The organism is Actinoplanes lutulentus (genome assembly GCF_003259845.1).
GTDB lineage: Bacteria > Actinomycetota > Actinomycetes > Mycobacteriales > Micromonosporaceae > Actinoplanes > Actinoplanes lutulentus.
Window position 1 is genome coordinate 1 of record NZ_QLMJ01000026.1, and the last position, 14,333, is coordinate 14,333.

Below are 14,333 nucleotides of genomic sequence, written 5' to 3' on the forward strand. Positions count from 1 at the left end.
CGACTTGCATGTGTTAAGCACGCCGCCAGCGTTCGTCCTGAGCCAGGATCAAACTCTCCAACAAAATCTTTGGAAAAGCGTCCCGGCAACAAAAAAGTTGCCAAAGGAATTTCCCTACCCATCCCAAAAGGACAGGCCGGGGTAATGCCATAAATGGCACTGGCTTATCAAGCACCCTGTTGAGTTCTCAAAGAACAACCGCACACCGAATCATCATCGCTTTCGCGACAAGAAGCCGGGGCTTTGTTCAACCCGCTGAACATTACACGATGAAGCACCGTGATCATTTCTTGGGGTGTCCCCCAGGCCGGCCGCGCCGGGCCTCTTTCGAGTCCCGCTCGCTCGCCCGTTTCCCTGGCGGCTTGGAAAACATTACAGGCACATGTCCGGGATGCCAAATCGGCCCGCCGCGACGTGGGTCACAACGGGCCGATTCTGAAAAACCTCAGGTCAGAGCGCTATTTGACGATCTCCACGCCGGCGAATGTGCGCTTGCCGCGGCGCAGCACCAGGAAACGGCCGTGCAGCAATGCCGACTCCGGCACCGCGGCCTCACCGTCGGTGATCCGCTCGTTGTTCAGGTAGGCGCCACCCTCCCCGATCGTGCGGCGAGCCTCGTTCGCGCTTGCCACGAGACCCGCGTCCCTCAACAGGGCGCCCACGGTCGGGAGCTCCCCGCGTACCTCAAGAAGTCCTGCCTCGCCCAAGGCGGCGCGCAACGTGTCCGCGGAGAGTTCCTCCAGGGAGCCTCGGCCGAAGAGCGCCTGACTGGCAGCGACCGCCTGGTTCGCCTCGTCCTCCCCGTGCACCAGCGCGGTGACCTCGAGAGCTAGCGCTCGCTGCGCGAGCCTGGCCTGCGGCCGCTCCGCGGTCGCCTTCTCCAGCTCCTCCAGTTCCTCGCGGGACTTGAAGCTGAAGTACCGCAGGTACTTGCTCACGTCCCGGTCGTCGCTGTTGATCCAGAACTGGTAGAAGGAGTACGGGCTGGTCATGGCCGGGTCGAGCCAGACCGCGCCACCCTCGGTCTTGCCGAACTTGGTGCCGTCGGCCTTGAGCACCAGCGGGGTGACGAACGCGTTCACCGGGCCGGCGCCGCGGCGGCGCACGAAGTCCACGCCGGCGGTGATGTTGCCCCACTGGTCGGAGCCGCCGAACTGCAGCAGGCAGCCGTGCTGGACGTGCAGCTGGTAGAAGTCGTTGGACTGGAGCAGCTGGTAGCTGAACTCGGTGAAACTGATCCCGCTTTCGAGGCGGTTGCGCACCACGTCGCGGGCCAGCATCTTGTTGACCGGGAAGTGCTTGCCGACGTCGCGCAGGAACTCGATCACCGAGGTCGGGCCGGTCCAGTCCAGGTTGTTGACCAGGGTCGCCGCGTTCTCCCCCTCGTAGGTGACGAACGGGGAGAGCTGGGTGCGGATGCGCTCCACCCAGCCTTCCACCACCTCGGGCGGGTTGAGGCTGCGCTCGCTGGACTCCCGCGGGTCACCGATCTGGCCGGTGGCGCCGCCGACGAGCAGCAGCGGCCGGTGGCCGCCCTGCTGGAGGCGGCGGGCGGTGAGCACCTGCATGAGGTGGCCGACGTGCAGCGAGGCGGCAGTCGGGTCGAAGCCCACATAGAACGTGATCGAGCCACCATCGAGTGCTTTGCGCAGCTCGTCGGGGTCGGTCGAGTCCTGGATCAGTCCGCGCCACAGCAGGTCGTCTACAAGAGTCACGCACGGATTGTCCCGCACTCCCTGCTGCGGATCACAGCGGGTTTGACGGATGCTAGGCGCATGGGTCACCTGGGAAGCGCGAAAGCACCGATCGACATCTCGAAGAAGAAGGCCGAGGAGCGGCTCGAAGCCGCGCAGGAACGCCTGCTCCGGCTGCGGCTGCTGGTCGGCGGGCAGATCGGCGAGCAGAAGATCGGGCCGCCGCTCTGCGTGCTCTTCGAGGGCTGGGACGCCTCCGGCAAGGGTGGCGCCATCAAACGGCTGGTCACCATGATCGACCCCCGGCACGTCCGCGTCTCCCAGTTCGCCGCACCCACGTACGACGAGAAGCGCCACCACTTCCTCCAGCGGTTCTGGCAGGTGCTGCCCGGCAACGGCGGGATGACCGTGCTGGACCGTTCCTGGTACGGCCGTGTCCTGGTCGAACGGGTCGAGGGTTTCGCGACGACCGAGCAGTGGAAGCGGGCGTACGACGAGATCGCCGAGTTCGAGCGCACCCTGACCGCCGAGGGCATGGTCCTGATCAAGTTCTGGATGCACGTCTCCGAGGAGGAGCAGCTGCGCCGCTTCGAGGACCGGGCGAACGACCCGCTGCGTTCCTGGAAGCTGACCGACGAGGACTGGCGCAACCGGAAGAAGCGCCCGGAGTACGAGGCCGCGGTCGAGGACATGCTGGAGAAGACCGACAAGCCCCGCGCCCGCTGGAAGGTCATCCCCGGCGACAGCAAGCCGTACGCACGTCTCGCCGTGGTCGAGCACGTCTGCCACGTGCTGGAGAACAAGCTGACGAAGCGCGGCTACGACCTGGGCGCCGCGGATCAGACCGGCAACCCACACGTCTGACTTTTGGGCGTTTTGCCCGAAAGATACCAAGTTAGAGGCTATCGTCGGCGCCATGAGCAGGTTCTCCCTACGCATGGCCACACTGTCGCTGGGACTCGCCGGCGTCGCCCTGACGACCGGCCAGGCCTTCGCGGCGCCGGTCGCGGAACCGCCGCCCACAGCCCCCGCGGTGGTGGCACCACCAGCAGAACCGCCGGCCAAGCCGGTAGCCAAGCCGCCCAAGAAGCCCGCCGGTCCCGCCCAGTCCGTCTCGGTGGTCCGGACCGGCGGCATCGCCGGCGGCACGTCGATCAACACCTTGGTCAGCACCGGGGGCGGCAAGGGCCACAACGCGCAGGTCATCCGGCTCGCGTCGAGCCCGGAGTTCCGCACGCTGAAGTCCCGGTACGTCCCGAAGAACACCTGCTGTGACCGCTTCGAGTACAAGGTCGAGGTCGGTTACCGCAACGGCGTGAAGAAGACGATCACCGTGCTGCAGGGCACCCCGGGTACGCCGAAGGTGCTGCTCGACGTCATCCACCTGATGGAGACGATGCCGGAGCCCAAGCCGATCGTGTTCCCCAGCGGCTTCCCGTTCAACTAGGTCCCACAAAAGCTGACTCCGCTGGATCGGCCAGCGGAGTCAGCAGCTCCAAAGAGGCGGCCCCCAAGAGGCGGCTTCAGCAGAAACCCCTAGAGCACCAGCTTCCGCGCCTCGACAGCATCAGGCGCCGCCACCGCGAGCCGCGCCAGCCGCCGGCATTCCTCCTCGCTCACCCCGGCCAGCGCCGCCCGCACCGCCGGCAGCGCCCTCGGTGACATCGACAAGCTGGTCACACCGAGCCCGACCAGGACCGGCGCGAGCCCCGGATCGGCGGCCGCCTCGCCGCACACTCCGACCGGCTTGTCCACCGCACGGCCGGCGTCACCGCAGATCCCGATGAGCTGGAGCAACGCCGGCTGCCACGGGTCCAGCAGGTCGGCGAGCGCACCGCACATCCGGTCGGCCGCGAAGGTGTACTGGCTCAGGTCGTTCGTACCGATGCTCAGGAAGTCGACCACCTGGAGCAGGTCGGCGGCGCGCAGGGCGGCGGCCGGCACCTCGATCATCACGCCGGCCTTGGGCAGGCCGGCGTCGCGTACCGCGGCCGCGAACGTGGTGGCCTCGGCCAGGGTGGAGACCATCGGCGCCATCACCCAGACGTCGGCTCCGGTCTGCGACCGGGCCTCGGCGATCGCCGCGAGCTGGGTGGCGAGCACCTCCGGGCGCTGCCGGGCGATCCGCAGGCCGCGTACGCCCAGCGCCGGGTTCGGCTCGCCCTCCTGGTTCAGGAACGGCAGCGGCTTGTCAGCGCCGGCGTCGAGGGTCCGGATGACGACCCGGCGACCGGACATCGCGGTGAACACGTCCCGGTACGCCGCGATCTGCTCGTCGAGCCCGGGTTCCTGGGTGCGGTCGAGGAACAGCAGTTCGGTACGGAACAGCCCGACCCCTTCGGCGTGCACCTCGTCGGCGGCCGGCACGTTCTTGGCGGATCCCACGTTGGCGAGGAGCTTGATCCCGTACCCATCGGAGGTCTGACCGGGACCGGTGAGGGTGGAAGCCGCGGCAGCGAGCTGGGCCGCGTCCCGGGTCGCGGCCTGCGCGGCGGCCTCGTCGATGCCCGCGTCGACACGCCCGGCGGCGCCGTCCACCAGCACCAGCGTCCCGTCGGCGATGCCGAGCACGCCGGGGCAGGCCACCACGGCGGGCAGACCCAGCGCGCGGGCCAGGATCGCGGTGTGGCTGGTCGGCCCGCCCACCTCGGTGACCAGGGCTTTCACATAGGCGGGGTCGAGGTCGGCGGTGTCGGCCGGCGCGAGGTCGCGGGCCGCGAGCACGAACGGGTACCCGGGATGCGGCACGCCCGGCATCGGCAGGTCGAGCAGCACCGCGACCGCCCGGTTACGCAGGTCGTCGAGGTCGGCGACCCGTTCGGCGAGGTAGCCGCCGGCGTCGAGGAACATCTCCCGGTACGCGCCGAAGGCCCGGTCGACGGCGTGCACCGCGTCGGCGCCGTCCGCGACGTGCTCGCGGACGGCATCCCGCAACGCCTCGTCGTCGGCCATCATCGCCTCGGCCCGCAGCACCTCGGCAACCGTGGCGTCAGTGGCCCGATCCGCGCGTCGCGACAGGTCGGCGACCACCTCGCCGAGGGCGACAAAAGCGCGATCGATCTCCGCTTCCGAGGAGTCGAAAACACCGACCGGAGGCAACGCCGGCACGTCGGCGATCCGCAGCAGCGGACCCGCCGCGATCCCGGCGCAGACCCCGATGCCGGAAAGGCTGACCACCTCAGGCATCGGAGGCGTCCAGGTCACGGGCGAGCAGTGCGGCGAGACCGTTCAGGGCCTCCTCGGCGCCGTCGCCGTCGGCTTCGAGAATCACCTCGGTGCCCTGTTTGGCGCCGAGGGCGAGCACCCCGAGCATGCTCTTGGCCGGTACCGGCTTGCGGTCGCCGACCCGGATGGTGACCTTGACCGGCGCCGCGGCGGCGGCCTCGACGAACAGCTTGGCCGGCCGGGCGTGCAAGCCGCTGGCGGAGCCGACGGCAACGGTGCGCGTGGGCATGGAAGGACCCTCCTAAGGCTCGATGGTGACCTTGATGGCTTCGCCGCGGGCGACGATCCCGAAAGCGTCGATCGCCCGGTCCAGCGGCAGACGGTGGGTGATCAGGTCGGCGACCGGCACCGCGCCGGTGGCGACCAGCTGGAGCGCCTCGGCGTTGTGTGCCGGGCTGGACCCGTTGGCGCCGACGATCATGAGTTCCCGGTAGTGCACCAGGTTGGAGTCGCAGGTGATCGTCGGGTTGTCCTTGGGCAGGCCGCCGAAGAAGCTGATCCGGCCCTGCCGGGCGGCCATCTCGATCGCCTGTTCCTGCGCCTTGCCGGACGCGGCCGCCGTGATGATCACGTCGGCGCCCCGGCCGTCGGTGAGCTTGCGGATCTCCTCGATCGGGTCCACCTCGGCCGCGCAGATGGCGGCGTCCGGCTTGACCAGGTTCGCCGCCATGTCGAGGCGTTCCCGGTTCAGCTCGACCAGGAACACCCGGGCCGCGCCGCGAGCCCGCGCCAGCCGGACGTGCAGGCAGCCGATCGGGCCGGAGCCGATCACCACGACGTCGTCGCCGTCACCGACGCGGGCCAGGTTCTGCGCGTTGAGAGCGCAGGCCAGCGGCTCGGCGACAGACGCCTCGGCGAACGAGACACCGTCCGGGATCCGGTTCAGCCCGTCGACCTTCAGGACCTCTTTCGGTACGACCATGAACTGCGCGAAGCCGCCCTCGAAGTGGTAACCCATGGATACCTGGTTCGGGCAGACCGTCATCCGGCCGCGCTGACACTCGGCACACTCTCCACAGGGGATCGCGGCGATGACCTGGACCCGGTCGCCCGCCGCCCAGCCCTCGACACCGTCGCCGACCGTGACGATCTCGCCGGCGATCTCGTGGCCCATCACCCGCGGCGGGTGGATGTGGTGGTGGCCGAACTTGGAGATCTTCACATCGGTGCCGCAGGTGGAGCAGTTCCGGACGCGGATCTTCACCTCGCCCGGGCCGGCCTCGGGTTCCGGCACGTCCTCGAAACGGACGTCACCGGGGGCGTGGAAACGGACGACCTTCATGCGGTGCCTTCCTCAATTTTTCCCAATAAACGGATCACGGTGTCGGCGTCCGTCGCGGAGCGCAACGCAAGCGCCTCGTCCTCGTCCAGCAGGATCTCGGCGAGGGCGGAGAGCAGCTCGATGTGCCCGTCGCCGGCGGCGGCGATGGCGACGCAGACGGTCACCTGCTCGCCGTCCCAGTCGACGCCGCCCGGGAAGCGGAGCACCGCGAGGGCGTCCCGCTTCACCAGCGCCTTGCCGTCGAGGGTGCCGTGCGGAATCGCGACACCCTCGCCGACGTACGTGGAGATCGACTTCTCCCGGTCCAGCATCGTGCTGACGTAACCCGGCTCGGCGGCGCCGATCTCCACCAGCGCCGCACCGCACTGCCGGACGGCGTCCTCTTTGTTCGCCGCCTCCTGGTTGAGCAGGATGGCCCGGCGGTCCAGCAGGTCAGACATTGATGTCGGTTCCCTGCTGGATCGCCTTGACGACCTTGGTGACGGCGGGGTCGCCCAGGAAGACCTGGAACGGCACGATCGGCTTGGTCGGCGCGACCGAGCGGGCCCGGGCGGCGAGTCCACTGTGGCAGACCACCAGGTCGGCGTCGGCGGGGATCGAGTTCACCGGGCTGTGCTCCACGGTGACACCACTCTTGCCGAGCTGCTTGCGCAGCGTGCTGGCGAGCATCACGCTGCTGCCCATGCCGGCGTCACAGGCGACGACCAGCTTGTGAATGTCCTTGCCGTTGATGGTTGCCATGAGTGGAACCTCCCTGGTTTAGGCGTTCTCTTTGCTGCTGGCGTCGGTGGTCGCGCCCTCTTCCGAGGAGCGCTGGTGCGGGATCTCCGCCTCGGTAGCCACCTCTTCCTCGGCCGCGTCCAGCTCCTGATCGGACTTCAGCTTGCCGAAACCGAGCAGCAGGGATGCCACACCGAAGGTGACCAGGGCGGCGATGACGACACCGAGGATCATCCCGACGTAACCGTCCTTCGCGGTGACCGCGGCGAAGGCGAAGATGCTGCCCGGCGCCGGGGACGCGACAGTGCCGGTCCCGGTGACCATGAACGTGGCGACACCGGCCATCCCACCGGCGATCATGGCGAGAATCAGGCGCGGCTTCATCAGCACGTACGGGAAGTAGATCTCGTGGATGCCGCCGAGGAAGTGGATGATCATCGCGGCCGGTGCCGACGGGCGCAGCGACTTCGGCCCGAAGAGCAGATAGGCCGTGAGCAGGCCCAGACCCGGGCCGGGGTTCGACTCGATCATGAACAGGATCGATTTGCCCTGCTCCTGCACCTGCTGCACACCGAGCGGGCTGAACACGCCGTGGTTGATGGCGTTGTTCATGAACAGCACCTTGGCCGGTTCCACCAGCACCGACACCAGCGGCATCAGGCTGTGGTCGAGCAGCCAGTCGACGCCGTTGCCGGCGGCTTTGGTGAGTCCCTCGACGATCGGGCCGATCGCGAGTTTGCCGAAGATGGCGAACGCGCCGCCGACGATACCGGCCGAGAAGTTGTCGATCAGCATCTCGAAACCGGGACGGACCTTGTCCTCGATCGCGGTGTCGAACAGCTTGATGACATAGGCGGCCGACGGGCCGATGATCATCGCGCCGAGGAACATCGGCACGTCGGCGCCGACGATGACGCCGAAGGTGGCGACCGCGCCGACCACCGCGCCACGCTGGCCGTGAACCATCCGGCCACCGGTGTAACCGATCAGCACCGGAAGCAGGTACTTGATCATGGGGTCGACCAGCTGGGCGAGATTCTCGTTCGGAATCCAGCCGACCGGGATGAACAACGCGGTGATCAGACCCCACGCGATGAGCGCGCCGATGTTCGGCATGACCATGCCGGCGAGGTAGCCACCGATCTTCTGGACCCGGGCCTTGAAACCGGTCCCGGAAACCTCAGGTGTGTAGGTAGAAGCCATGACGATCTCCATTCGTCGCCAGGGAGGCGGCTCGCTTACGCTTGCCACAAAACCCGATTTGTACGGGTAAATGGGTACGGTTTTGAGTAGGAGGATGAGAGGGGTCCGCTGGTGAGCGGCAATGCACAATGCCGTGACAATCCGGTGGGACGGTCGCGCCGTCCCGGCGCGCGGTCGCCGGTGCGCCTCAGTCGCGGCGCAGCGGCCGGCCCGGGTCGGGGTCTGGATCGATGCGAATACGCGTACGGTCGAGATCGTGGGGGCCGGGCATCCGGCTGCCCGGAAGGCTGACCGCTGCCGCGCCCCACGCCAGGCCTTCGACCAGTGCGGCCTCGCCGCGCGCACCGGCGGCGAGGAACCCGGCCAGCAGGGCGTCGCCGGCGCCGACGGTGCTGCGTGGCACGCTGACCGGCGAGACACCGGCGAGCACGCCCGCGTCGTCGACAAGCACCGCACCGGCCGCGCCCAGGCTGGCCAGGACCGTGCCCGCGCCGGCCTCACGCAGCCGCTCACAGGCGCGGATCACGTCGCCGAGCGTCGCCAGATCGGTGCCGGCGGCTTCGGCGAGCTCTTCCCGGTTCGGCTTGATCAGCGCGGCGCCGGCCGCGACACCGGCCAGCAGCGCCGGACCGCTGCTGTCCACCGCGAGGCGCGAACCGGACTTGACCAGGCGCTCGCACAGATCGGTGAAAGCGGCGATCGTCGGGCCCGGAGGAAGGCTTCCGCAGATCACCACCCAGTCGGCGCTGCCGGCCGCTGCCAGCACCGCCTCGCTGACCTGCGAGAACTCGGCGTCGGACAGGGTCGGTCCGGCCTCGTTGACCTTCGTGACGGTGCCGTCCGGCTCGGCCAGGGTGATGTTGGAACGTGTCCGACCGGCGATCGGCACGGCCAGCATGTCGACACCCTCGCCTTTGAGGAGGTCGACGAGCTGATCGCCCTCGGCGCCGCCGGCCGGCACCACAGCGGTCGAGCTGACGCCGTTGGCGAGCAGCGCCCGGGAGACGTTGACACCCTTGCCGCCCGGGTCGATGTGCGAGTCGGCGGCGCGGATGACCTCGCCGCGGATGAGGGCGTCGACGTCGAGGGCACGGTCGACGCTGGGGTTGAGGGTGACGGTGAGGATCATGCCTGCACCACGCGGACGCCCGCGGTCTCGACCTCGGCGGCGAGCTCGTCGTCCAGGCCGTTGTCGGTGATCAGCAGGTCCAGCTCGGCGAGGCCGCCGAAACGGGCCAGGTAATCGTTGCCGATCTTGGTGTGATCGGCGAGCAGCACCACCCGGCGGGCCGCGGCGATCATCGCCCGCTTGACCGCCGCCTCGGCCGGGTCCGGAGTGGTCATGCCCCGCTCGACGGAGCATCCATTGGTGCCCATGAAGGCGACGTCGACATACATGTCGGCGAGCGGCCGCAACGCCCAGTCGTCCACGGTGGCCAGCGTCTTCCCCCGGACTCGACCACCGAGCAGCAGCACGGTGAGGTTGGGTTTGAGGCCGAGCGTCGAGGCCAGAACCGGCGAGTTGACCACGACGGTCAGCTCGCGGTCGGCCGGCAGCAGCTGAGCGAGGCGTGCCGTCGTGGTCCCCGCGTCCAGGATGATCGCGCCATCCTCGGGGACCTCGGCGAGCGCCGCCTTGGCGATCCGCTCCTTCTCACTGATCAGCACCGCGTCCCGGGTGGCGAGCGCCGGCTCGAACCCGAGACGCTCCACCGGGATCGCGCCGCCGTGCACCCGGCGCAGCACACCGGCTCGCTCCAGAACGGTCAGATCCCGGCGGATCGTCTCCGCGGTCACGCCGAAGGTGTCGGCCAGCGTGACCACGTCGACCCGGCCCTCGGCACGGGCTCGCTGGACGATCTCCTGCTGGCGTTCCTCCGCGTACATCCGCTCACCGCCCGGCTCGTTTTGGCTTTGTCTTTGTTTACGCCCGCTTGTGTCCGAACGCAATATGTCAAAGAGATTTCGGTCTCCTTACGCGGCATATTTTTCGATCGATGTCCGTTCTGTGGCGGAAAACAGAACGGCCGGCGGTCACCGAGGTGACAGCCGGCCGGATGCGACGGACAGGATCAGTTCTTGGCGCGGGCCCTCATCATGGCGAGCATGCCGAGGCTGGACGAGAGCGCGCCGTCCTGGGCGAGGGCCAGGAAGTCCGCCTCCACCTCGGTGAGCAGCAGCGTGCCGGCCAGCACCGCGTGATAGCGGATCAGCGACCAGACGAAGACGTCGAGGTTGTCGAAGCGGGTGTTCGCCTCGATCACTTCTTCCTCGTGGAACCAGACGGCGACCTGGCCGTTGGTCAGCACCACGTAGTAGTTGCCGCCGCCGTCCGCGCCGATCGAGTACACGTCGTCGTCGGACAGGGCCGTCTCGTAGTCCGAGTCCAGGATCCCGCAGTCGTTACCGGCGAAGTCGAAACCGTAGGACCAGTCGGAGATGTCCAGATCCTCGGGGATGCGCTTCGTGCGTACCCGAAGGTCGAAAGCCGCGAGGGCGGCAGCGGCCGGCGGCGGCAGACGGTCGAGGAAGGGAGCGACCGGCTTGGCCTCCCCGACGTCGGCGGGATCCGCGCCGGGGAACCAGCGGGCGAGGTCGGCGTCGAGATCGCGCTCGACGTAACCGGTCAGCGCATCAACAGTGATCGTCACCGGCGGAATGCTAACCCTTGTACGGAGGCAGGCCCAGTGTCGTCCGGATGGCCTGCTGCACCTCTTCCAGCGGCGGGCGACCGTCCACATCGTGCACGACCTCCTTGCGCCGGAAGAGCTCCAGCACCGGCCGGGTCTTCTCGTGGTAGTCGCGCAGCCGGGCCTCCAGGGCCTCGGGTGTGTCGTCCGCACGGGTGACCAGCTCGTGGCCGCAGATGTCGCAGCGGCCCTCCTGCTCGGGGCGGTCGGCGATCAGGTTGTAGTCCATGCCGCAGTTCGGGCAGAGCCGGCGGCTGAGCACCCGGCGCCGCACCTCGTCGTCGGGCAGTTCGAGGTGGATGACGGCGTCGATGTCGTAGCTCTCCATGAAGAACTCGGCCTGCCGCCCGTTGCGCGGGAACCCGTCGATGACGAAGCCGTAGTTCCAGTCGTGGTCGTCGAGGCGCCGCCGGACCACCGACTCGACCAGGTCGTCGTCGACGAGCTCGCCGGCCGACATGATCCGGCGGACCTGCGCGCCCAGCTTGGTGTGGTTGCGCACGTGCCAGCGGAAGATGTCGCCGACGCTGATGTGCACGAGGTCGAACTCCTCGCACAGCAGCTGGCTCTGGGTGCCCTTGCCGCTGCCCTGAACTCCCATGATCACGTACTTACGCATCCAGCGCTCCCAGTCGCAGGGGTCCGGGGGCCACCCCGGTCAACGTGGTCGGGTCGATGCTCCACGCCGCCGCCACCTTGAACACGTCGCGTTCCGCGACCAGCACGGTGGCCTCCTCGTCGAGCTCGCCGGGCAGGCCGGCGTCGCGTTCCGCCGCGTCCGGGTCGCCGAACCACGACGTCACCTCGCCGGTCTGTCCTACGTATCCGAACGATCTGACCAGATCACCATCGGCGGCGCGCTGCCACCGGTGCAACTCGGTGACCCGGTGAGTGGCGAAGAGCTGCACTTCGGTGCCGAGCGTGGCCGAGATCCCGGGCAGGTCGAGCGTGGGCCTCAGCAGGCCGCGGCCGACCGCGAGCACCCAGGAGATGCCGCGGGCGCCGGGCAGCGGCGGGGTGATCGCTATCCGGTCGTCGGTGAGATGCGCCAGGTCGAGCCCGTCGCGCCAGGAGACCGTGCCGAGGTCGCGGAGTTCGAGTGCGGCCAGAACCGCGTCCGGCTCGCCGCCGGCGACGGCGAGCCAGGCCTGTTTTCCGCCGAAACCGGTCATGACGTCCACATCCATGGTGGCAACGCTATCCGGACAACGCGGCGACTGTCCGGTTACGTCGGTTACATAAGGCTCAGGGCCAGCCGTACGTGCGCCGCAGAATGGCCGCGACCCGGTCGAATCGGGCACGGTCCAGGATCGCGCCCTCACGCCGGATGCCGTCCTCGTCGACCTCGACGACCCGGTCCAGGCGTACCCAACTGGGTCGCGACTCGCGGTCCCACTCGCCGGGGCCGAGGGCGAGCCAGTGCCGCTGACCGTCGCGCTCGCTCTGGCTGGACAGCATCAGGCCGAGCAGCGTGCGCGCGTCGCGCCCGACCACCAGCACCGGCCGGTCCTTGCCCTGGCTCGGGTCCTCCTCGTACGGCACCCAGGTCCAGACGATCTCGCCCGGATCGGCGTCGCCGTCGAGGTTGGGGGCGTAGGCGAGGTGCCGCCCGGCGGGCTTGGGAACCACGCGCGACTTGGATCCGGCCGGCCGCGGTTGCGCCTCGGCCTTCGGCCTCGCGGGCGGGGCCGAAGGCTTCGGCGCCGGTTTCGGAGCGGGCTTCGGCGCCGGCTTCTGCGGCCTTGCGCTCGGCTTCGTGGGTACGGGGTCGGGGGATCCCAGCAGCCGCTTCAGGAACGACTTCAACATTTCCAGCACCGCGTCACCTTAAGGGCGCACGATCATGTTCGCTTCTGTACCGCCGTACAGTATGAAGATACAGTCCACCCCGGTGACGTTCCCCGGGAAGGATGACCTGCATGACCCGTTACGGACCCATGTTCGGGCCGGACTACACGTTCCTCGGTGTGCCCGCCTGCGACTGGCAGACACCCGCGACCTACGCCGACACCGACGTGGTGATCGTCGGCGCACCCTTCGACGGCGGCACCTCGCACCGGCCGGGCGCCCGCTTCGGACCCCAGGTGATCCGCGGGACCGATTACCTGCCGCACGACGGCTCCCGCCCGCACATGGCCATGCGGGTCGACGCGCTCACCGGCGACCTCACCGTGAAGGACGCCGGCGACCTGGAGGTGTTCAGCGGCGAGATCCAGCGCAGCTGCACGGTCATCGAGGACGCCGTCGCGTTCATCTCCGCCAACGGCGCGATCCCGCTGATCCTCGGCGGCGACCACACGATCACCTGGCCGGACGCCACCGGGGTGTCCCGTACCCACGGCAAGGGCCGGATCGCGCTCATCCACTTCGACGCGCACGCCGACACCGGGGACATCGAGTTCGGCTCGCTCTACGGCCACGGCCAGCCGATGCGCCGCCTGATCGAGTCCGGCGCGGTACGCGGTGACCGGTTCCTGCAGCTCGGCCTGCGCGGGTACTGGCCCGGCCCGGAGACCCTCGACTGGATGGCCGACCAGCGGATGAACTCGTTCCACATGAGCGAGATCGTCGAGCGCGGCCTGGACGCGGTGCTGGACAGCGCGTTCGAGATCGCGATGGACGACTGCGACGGCGTCTTCCTCTCGGTCGACATCGACGTCTGCGACCCGGGCCACGCGCCCGGCACCGGAACGCCCGAGCCGGGTGGTCTCACCGCGCGTCAGCTGCTCGACGCGGTCTCCCGGATCTGCCAGGAGCTGCCGGTGGTCGGCATGGACATCGTCGAGGTGTCGCCGCCGTTCGACCACGCCGAGATCACCGCGATGCTCGGCAACCGGGTCGTACTCGAAGCGCTGTCCGGGATCGCCCGGCGGCGCAAGGACGGCGACGGGCCGCGCTGGAAGCGGTCCACTCCCCTGCTAGAGGGCCGTGGAACCCGGCCGGAGCAGCCGGGACAGTCCGTCGGCGAGTAGGTCCCGCGCGGCGGCCCGGGACAGACCCGGGTCGCCGAGGACCACCGGCAGCGCCAGCCCGTCGATCAGCGCGAGGACCAGGCGCGCGGTGTTCATCGGGTCGTCGACACCGCAGGCCCGCACCTCCGCGGCGATCAACTCGTGCCATTTCCGGTAGTCGTCGAGCACGTCCGCGCGTACCGAAGAATCGCGGGACGCCCACCGCCAGCTCTCCACCCACAGGCGCCAGGCAGCATCGCTGCCGACGGCGCCGGTCAGATGAACCGCGACCGTGAGCAACCGCTCCCAAGGGTCGGTGAGCGCCGCGAGGCGCTCGCCGACCAGGTCGAAGTCGCGCTGCGCGGCGTGCCGGAAGACCGCGATGAGCATGTCCTCGCGGGTGCCGAAGTAGTACTGGAGGGTGGAGACGCCGACGCCGGTCGCCTCGGTGACGTCGCTGAACCGGGTGGCGTCCGCGCCGCGGGCCGCGACCACCTCACCGGCGGCCGCGAGCACTTCGGTACGCCTGCTCGCGGACCTGCGGCGATCGCTCACTCAGTGATTTTGT

At 69.0% G+C, this 14,333-nt stretch carries 17 protein-coding genes and 1 rRNA gene; 3 read left to right on the forward strand and 15 right to left on the reverse strand.

The features are described from left to right. Together B0I29_RS39910 and tyrS are read right to left on the reverse strand one after the other, a co-directional pair. Positions 1 to 64, reverse strand: a 16S ribosomal RNA gene (locus tag B0I29_RS39910); the annotation flags it as partial. A gap of 394 nt (positions 65 to 458) precedes the next feature. After that, positions 459 to 1,715: a tyrosine--tRNA ligase gene (gene tyrS / locus B0I29_RS39915; protein ID WP_111654382.1), complete on the reverse strand. Its 1,257-nt coding sequence runs from the start codon at positions 1,713 to 1,715 to the stop codon at positions 459 to 461. A gap of 60 nt (positions 1,716 to 1,775) precedes the next feature. Here tyrS and B0I29_RS39920 point away from each other — a divergent pair, with 60 nt between their 5' ends. Together B0I29_RS39920 and B0I29_RS39925 are read left to right on the forward strand one after the other, a co-directional pair. Further along, entirely contained in the window at positions 1,776 to 2,558 is a 783-nt protein-coding gene (locus B0I29_RS39920) for a polyphosphate kinase 2 family protein (RefSeq protein WP_111654383.1), read from the forward strand. A 52-nt stretch (positions 2,559 to 2,610) separates the two neighbouring features. After that, positions 2,611 to 3,141, forward strand: coding sequence for a hypothetical protein (locus B0I29_RS39925; RefSeq protein WP_146617045.1), 531 nt, complete (start codon positions 2,611 to 2,613; stop codon positions 3,139 to 3,141). An 89-nt stretch (positions 3,142 to 3,230) separates the two neighbouring features. Here B0I29_RS39925 and ptsP read toward each other — a convergent pair whose 3' ends face one another. The 12 genes from ptsP to B0I29_RS39980 all read right to left on the reverse strand — a co-directional run bounded on the left by ptsP (position 3,231) and on the right by B0I29_RS39980 (position 12,623). After that, on the reverse strand, positions 3,231 to 4,880 hold the full coding sequence (gene ptsP / locus B0I29_RS39930; protein WP_111654525.1) for a phosphoenolpyruvate--protein phosphotransferase: 1,650 nt from the start codon (positions 4,878 to 4,880) through the stop codon (positions 3,231 to 3,233). Next, positions 4,873 to 5,148 carry an HPr family phosphocarrier protein gene (locus B0I29_RS39935; protein WP_111654385.1) on the reverse strand — a complete coding sequence of 92 codons (276 nt, stop codon included), beginning with the start codon at positions 5,146 to 5,148 and terminating at the stop codon, positions 4,873 to 4,875. Before B0I29_RS39935 ends, ptsP begins: the two co-directional genes overlap by 8 nt. 12 nt (positions 5,149 to 5,160) lie before the next feature. Continuing rightward, on the reverse strand, positions 5,161 to 6,201 hold the full coding sequence (locus B0I29_RS39940; RefSeq protein ID WP_111654386.1) for a zinc-dependent dehydrogenase: 1,041 nt from the start codon (positions 6,199 to 6,201) through the stop codon (positions 5,161 to 5,163). Beyond that, entirely contained in the window at positions 6,198 to 6,641 is a 444-nt protein-coding gene (locus tag B0I29_RS39945; RefSeq protein ID WP_111654387.1) for a PTS mannitol transporter subunit IIA, read from the reverse strand. Before B0I29_RS39945 ends, B0I29_RS39940 begins: the two co-directional genes overlap by 4 nt. After that, positions 6,634 to 6,942: a PTS sugar transporter subunit IIBC family protein gene (locus B0I29_RS47190; RefSeq protein WP_181558222.1), complete on the reverse strand. Its 309-nt coding sequence runs from the start codon at positions 6,940 to 6,942 to the stop codon at positions 6,634 to 6,636. Before B0I29_RS47190 ends, B0I29_RS39945 begins: the two co-directional genes overlap by 8 nt. A gap of 18 nt (positions 6,943 to 6,960) precedes the next feature. Beyond that, on the reverse strand, positions 6,961 to 8,124 hold the full coding sequence (gene mtlA, locus B0I29_RS39950; RefSeq protein ID WP_245973139.1) for a mannitol-specific PTS transporter subunit IIC: 1,164 nt from the start codon (positions 8,122 to 8,124) through the stop codon (positions 6,961 to 6,963). Positions 8,125 to 8,311: 187 nt separating this feature from the next. Next, positions 8,312 to 9,253, reverse strand: a complete 942-nt coding sequence (gene pfkB, locus B0I29_RS39955; protein WP_111654388.1) for a 1-phosphofructokinase — start codon at positions 9,251 to 9,253, stop codon at positions 8,312 to 8,314. Then, a complete protein-coding gene (locus tag B0I29_RS39960; protein ID WP_111654389.1) occupies positions 9,250 to 10,011 on the reverse strand; it encodes a DeoR/GlpR family DNA-binding transcription regulator in 762 nt (253 codons plus the stop codon). Before B0I29_RS39960 ends, pfkB begins: the two co-directional genes overlap by 4 nt. Positions 10,012 to 10,196: 185 nt before the next feature. After that, positions 10,197 to 10,775, reverse strand: a complete 579-nt coding sequence (locus B0I29_RS39965) for a hypothetical protein (protein WP_111654390.1) — start codon at positions 10,773 to 10,775, stop codon at positions 10,197 to 10,199. 10 nt (positions 10,776 to 10,785) lie between these two features. Further along, the gene (locus B0I29_RS39970; protein WP_111654391.1) at positions 10,786 to 11,433 is read right to left on the reverse strand and encodes an adenylate kinase family protein; all 648 of its coding nucleotides are present in this window, start codon (positions 11,431 to 11,433) and stop codon (positions 10,786 to 10,788) included. Next, on the reverse strand, positions 11,426 to 12,001 hold the full coding sequence (locus tag B0I29_RS39975; protein WP_111654392.1) for a hypothetical protein: 576 nt from the start codon (positions 11,999 to 12,001) through the stop codon (positions 11,426 to 11,428). Before B0I29_RS39975 ends, B0I29_RS39970 begins: the two co-directional genes overlap by 8 nt. A gap of 58 nt (positions 12,002 to 12,059) precedes the next feature. After that, complete coding sequence (locus B0I29_RS39980) at positions 12,060 to 12,623, reverse strand: type II toxin-antitoxin system PemK/MazF family toxin (RefSeq protein ID WP_245973153.1); 564 nt, start codon at positions 12,621 to 12,623, stop codon at positions 12,060 to 12,062. 110 nt (positions 12,624 to 12,733) lie between these two features. Here B0I29_RS39980 and speB point away from each other — a divergent pair, with 110 nt between their 5' ends. Then, entirely contained in the window at positions 12,734 to 13,786 is a 1,053-nt protein-coding gene (gene speB, locus B0I29_RS39985; protein ID WP_111654527.1) for an agmatinase, read from the forward strand. Here speB and B0I29_RS39990 read toward each other — a convergent pair. Continuing rightward, complete coding sequence (locus tag B0I29_RS39990) at positions 13,733 to 14,320, reverse strand: TetR/AcrR family transcriptional regulator (RefSeq protein WP_111654393.1); 588 nt, start codon at positions 14,318 to 14,320, stop codon at positions 13,733 to 13,735. The two genes, speB and B0I29_RS39990, sit on opposite strands and share 54 nt — an antisense overlap. Positions 14,321 to 14,333 lie beyond the last annotated feature (13 nt).

What these genes read in the sequence shown, in the direction of transcription:
- B0I29_RS39920 (WP_111654383.1), top strand. Translation starts at nt 1,776, where the DNA reads ATGGGTCACCTGGGAAGCGCGAAAGCACCGATCGACATCTCGAAGAAG.
- B0I29_RS39925 (WP_146617045.1), top strand. Translation starts at nt 2,611, where the DNA reads ATGAGCAGGTTCTCCCTACGCATGGCCACACTGTCGCTGGGACTCGCC.
- ptsP (WP_111654525.1), bottom strand. Translation starts at nt 4,880, where the DNA reads ATGCCTGAGGTGGTCAGCCTTTCCGGCATCGGGGTCTGCGCCGGGATC.
- B0I29_RS39935 (WP_111654385.1), bottom strand. Translation starts at nt 5,148, where the DNA reads ATGCCCACGCGCACCGTTGCCGTCGGCTCCGCCAGCGGCTTGCACGCC.
- B0I29_RS39940 (WP_111654386.1), bottom strand. Translation starts at nt 6,201, where the DNA reads ATGAAGGTCGTCCGTTTCCACGCCCCCGGTGACGTCCGTTTCGAGGAC.
- B0I29_RS39945 (WP_111654387.1), bottom strand. Translation starts at nt 6,641, where the DNA reads ATGTCTGACCTGCTGGACCGCCGGGCCATCCTGCTCAACCAGGAGGCG.
- B0I29_RS47190 (WP_181558222.1), bottom strand. Translation starts at nt 6,942, where the DNA reads ATGGCAACCATCAACGGCAAGGACATTCACAAGCTGGTCGTCGCCTGT.
- mtlA (WP_245973139.1), bottom strand. Translation starts at nt 8,124, where the DNA reads ATGGCTTCTACCTACACACCTGAGGTTTCCGGGACCGGTTTCAAGGCC.
- pfkB (WP_111654388.1), bottom strand. Translation starts at nt 9,253, where the DNA reads ATGATCCTCACCGTCACCCTCAACCCCAGCGTCGACCGTGCCCTCGAC.
- B0I29_RS39960 (WP_111654389.1), bottom strand. Translation starts at nt 10,011, where the DNA reads ATGTACGCGGAGGAACGCCAGCAGGAGATCGTCCAGCGAGCCCGTGCC.
- B0I29_RS39970 (WP_111654391.1), bottom strand. Translation starts at nt 11,433, where the DNA reads ATGCGTAAGTACGTGATCATGGGAGTTCAGGGCAGCGGCAAGGGCACC.
- B0I29_RS39975 (WP_111654392.1), bottom strand. Translation starts at nt 12,001, where the DNA reads ATGGATGTGGACGTCATGACCGGTTTCGGCGGAAAACAGGCCTGGCTC.
- B0I29_RS39980 (WP_245973153.1), bottom strand. Translation starts at nt 12,623, where the DNA reads ATGTTGAAGTCGTTCCTGAAGCGGCTGCTGGGATCCCCCGACCCCGTA.
- speB (WP_111654527.1), top strand. Translation starts at nt 12,734, where the DNA reads ATGACCCGTTACGGACCCATGTTCGGGCCGGACTACACGTTCCTCGGT.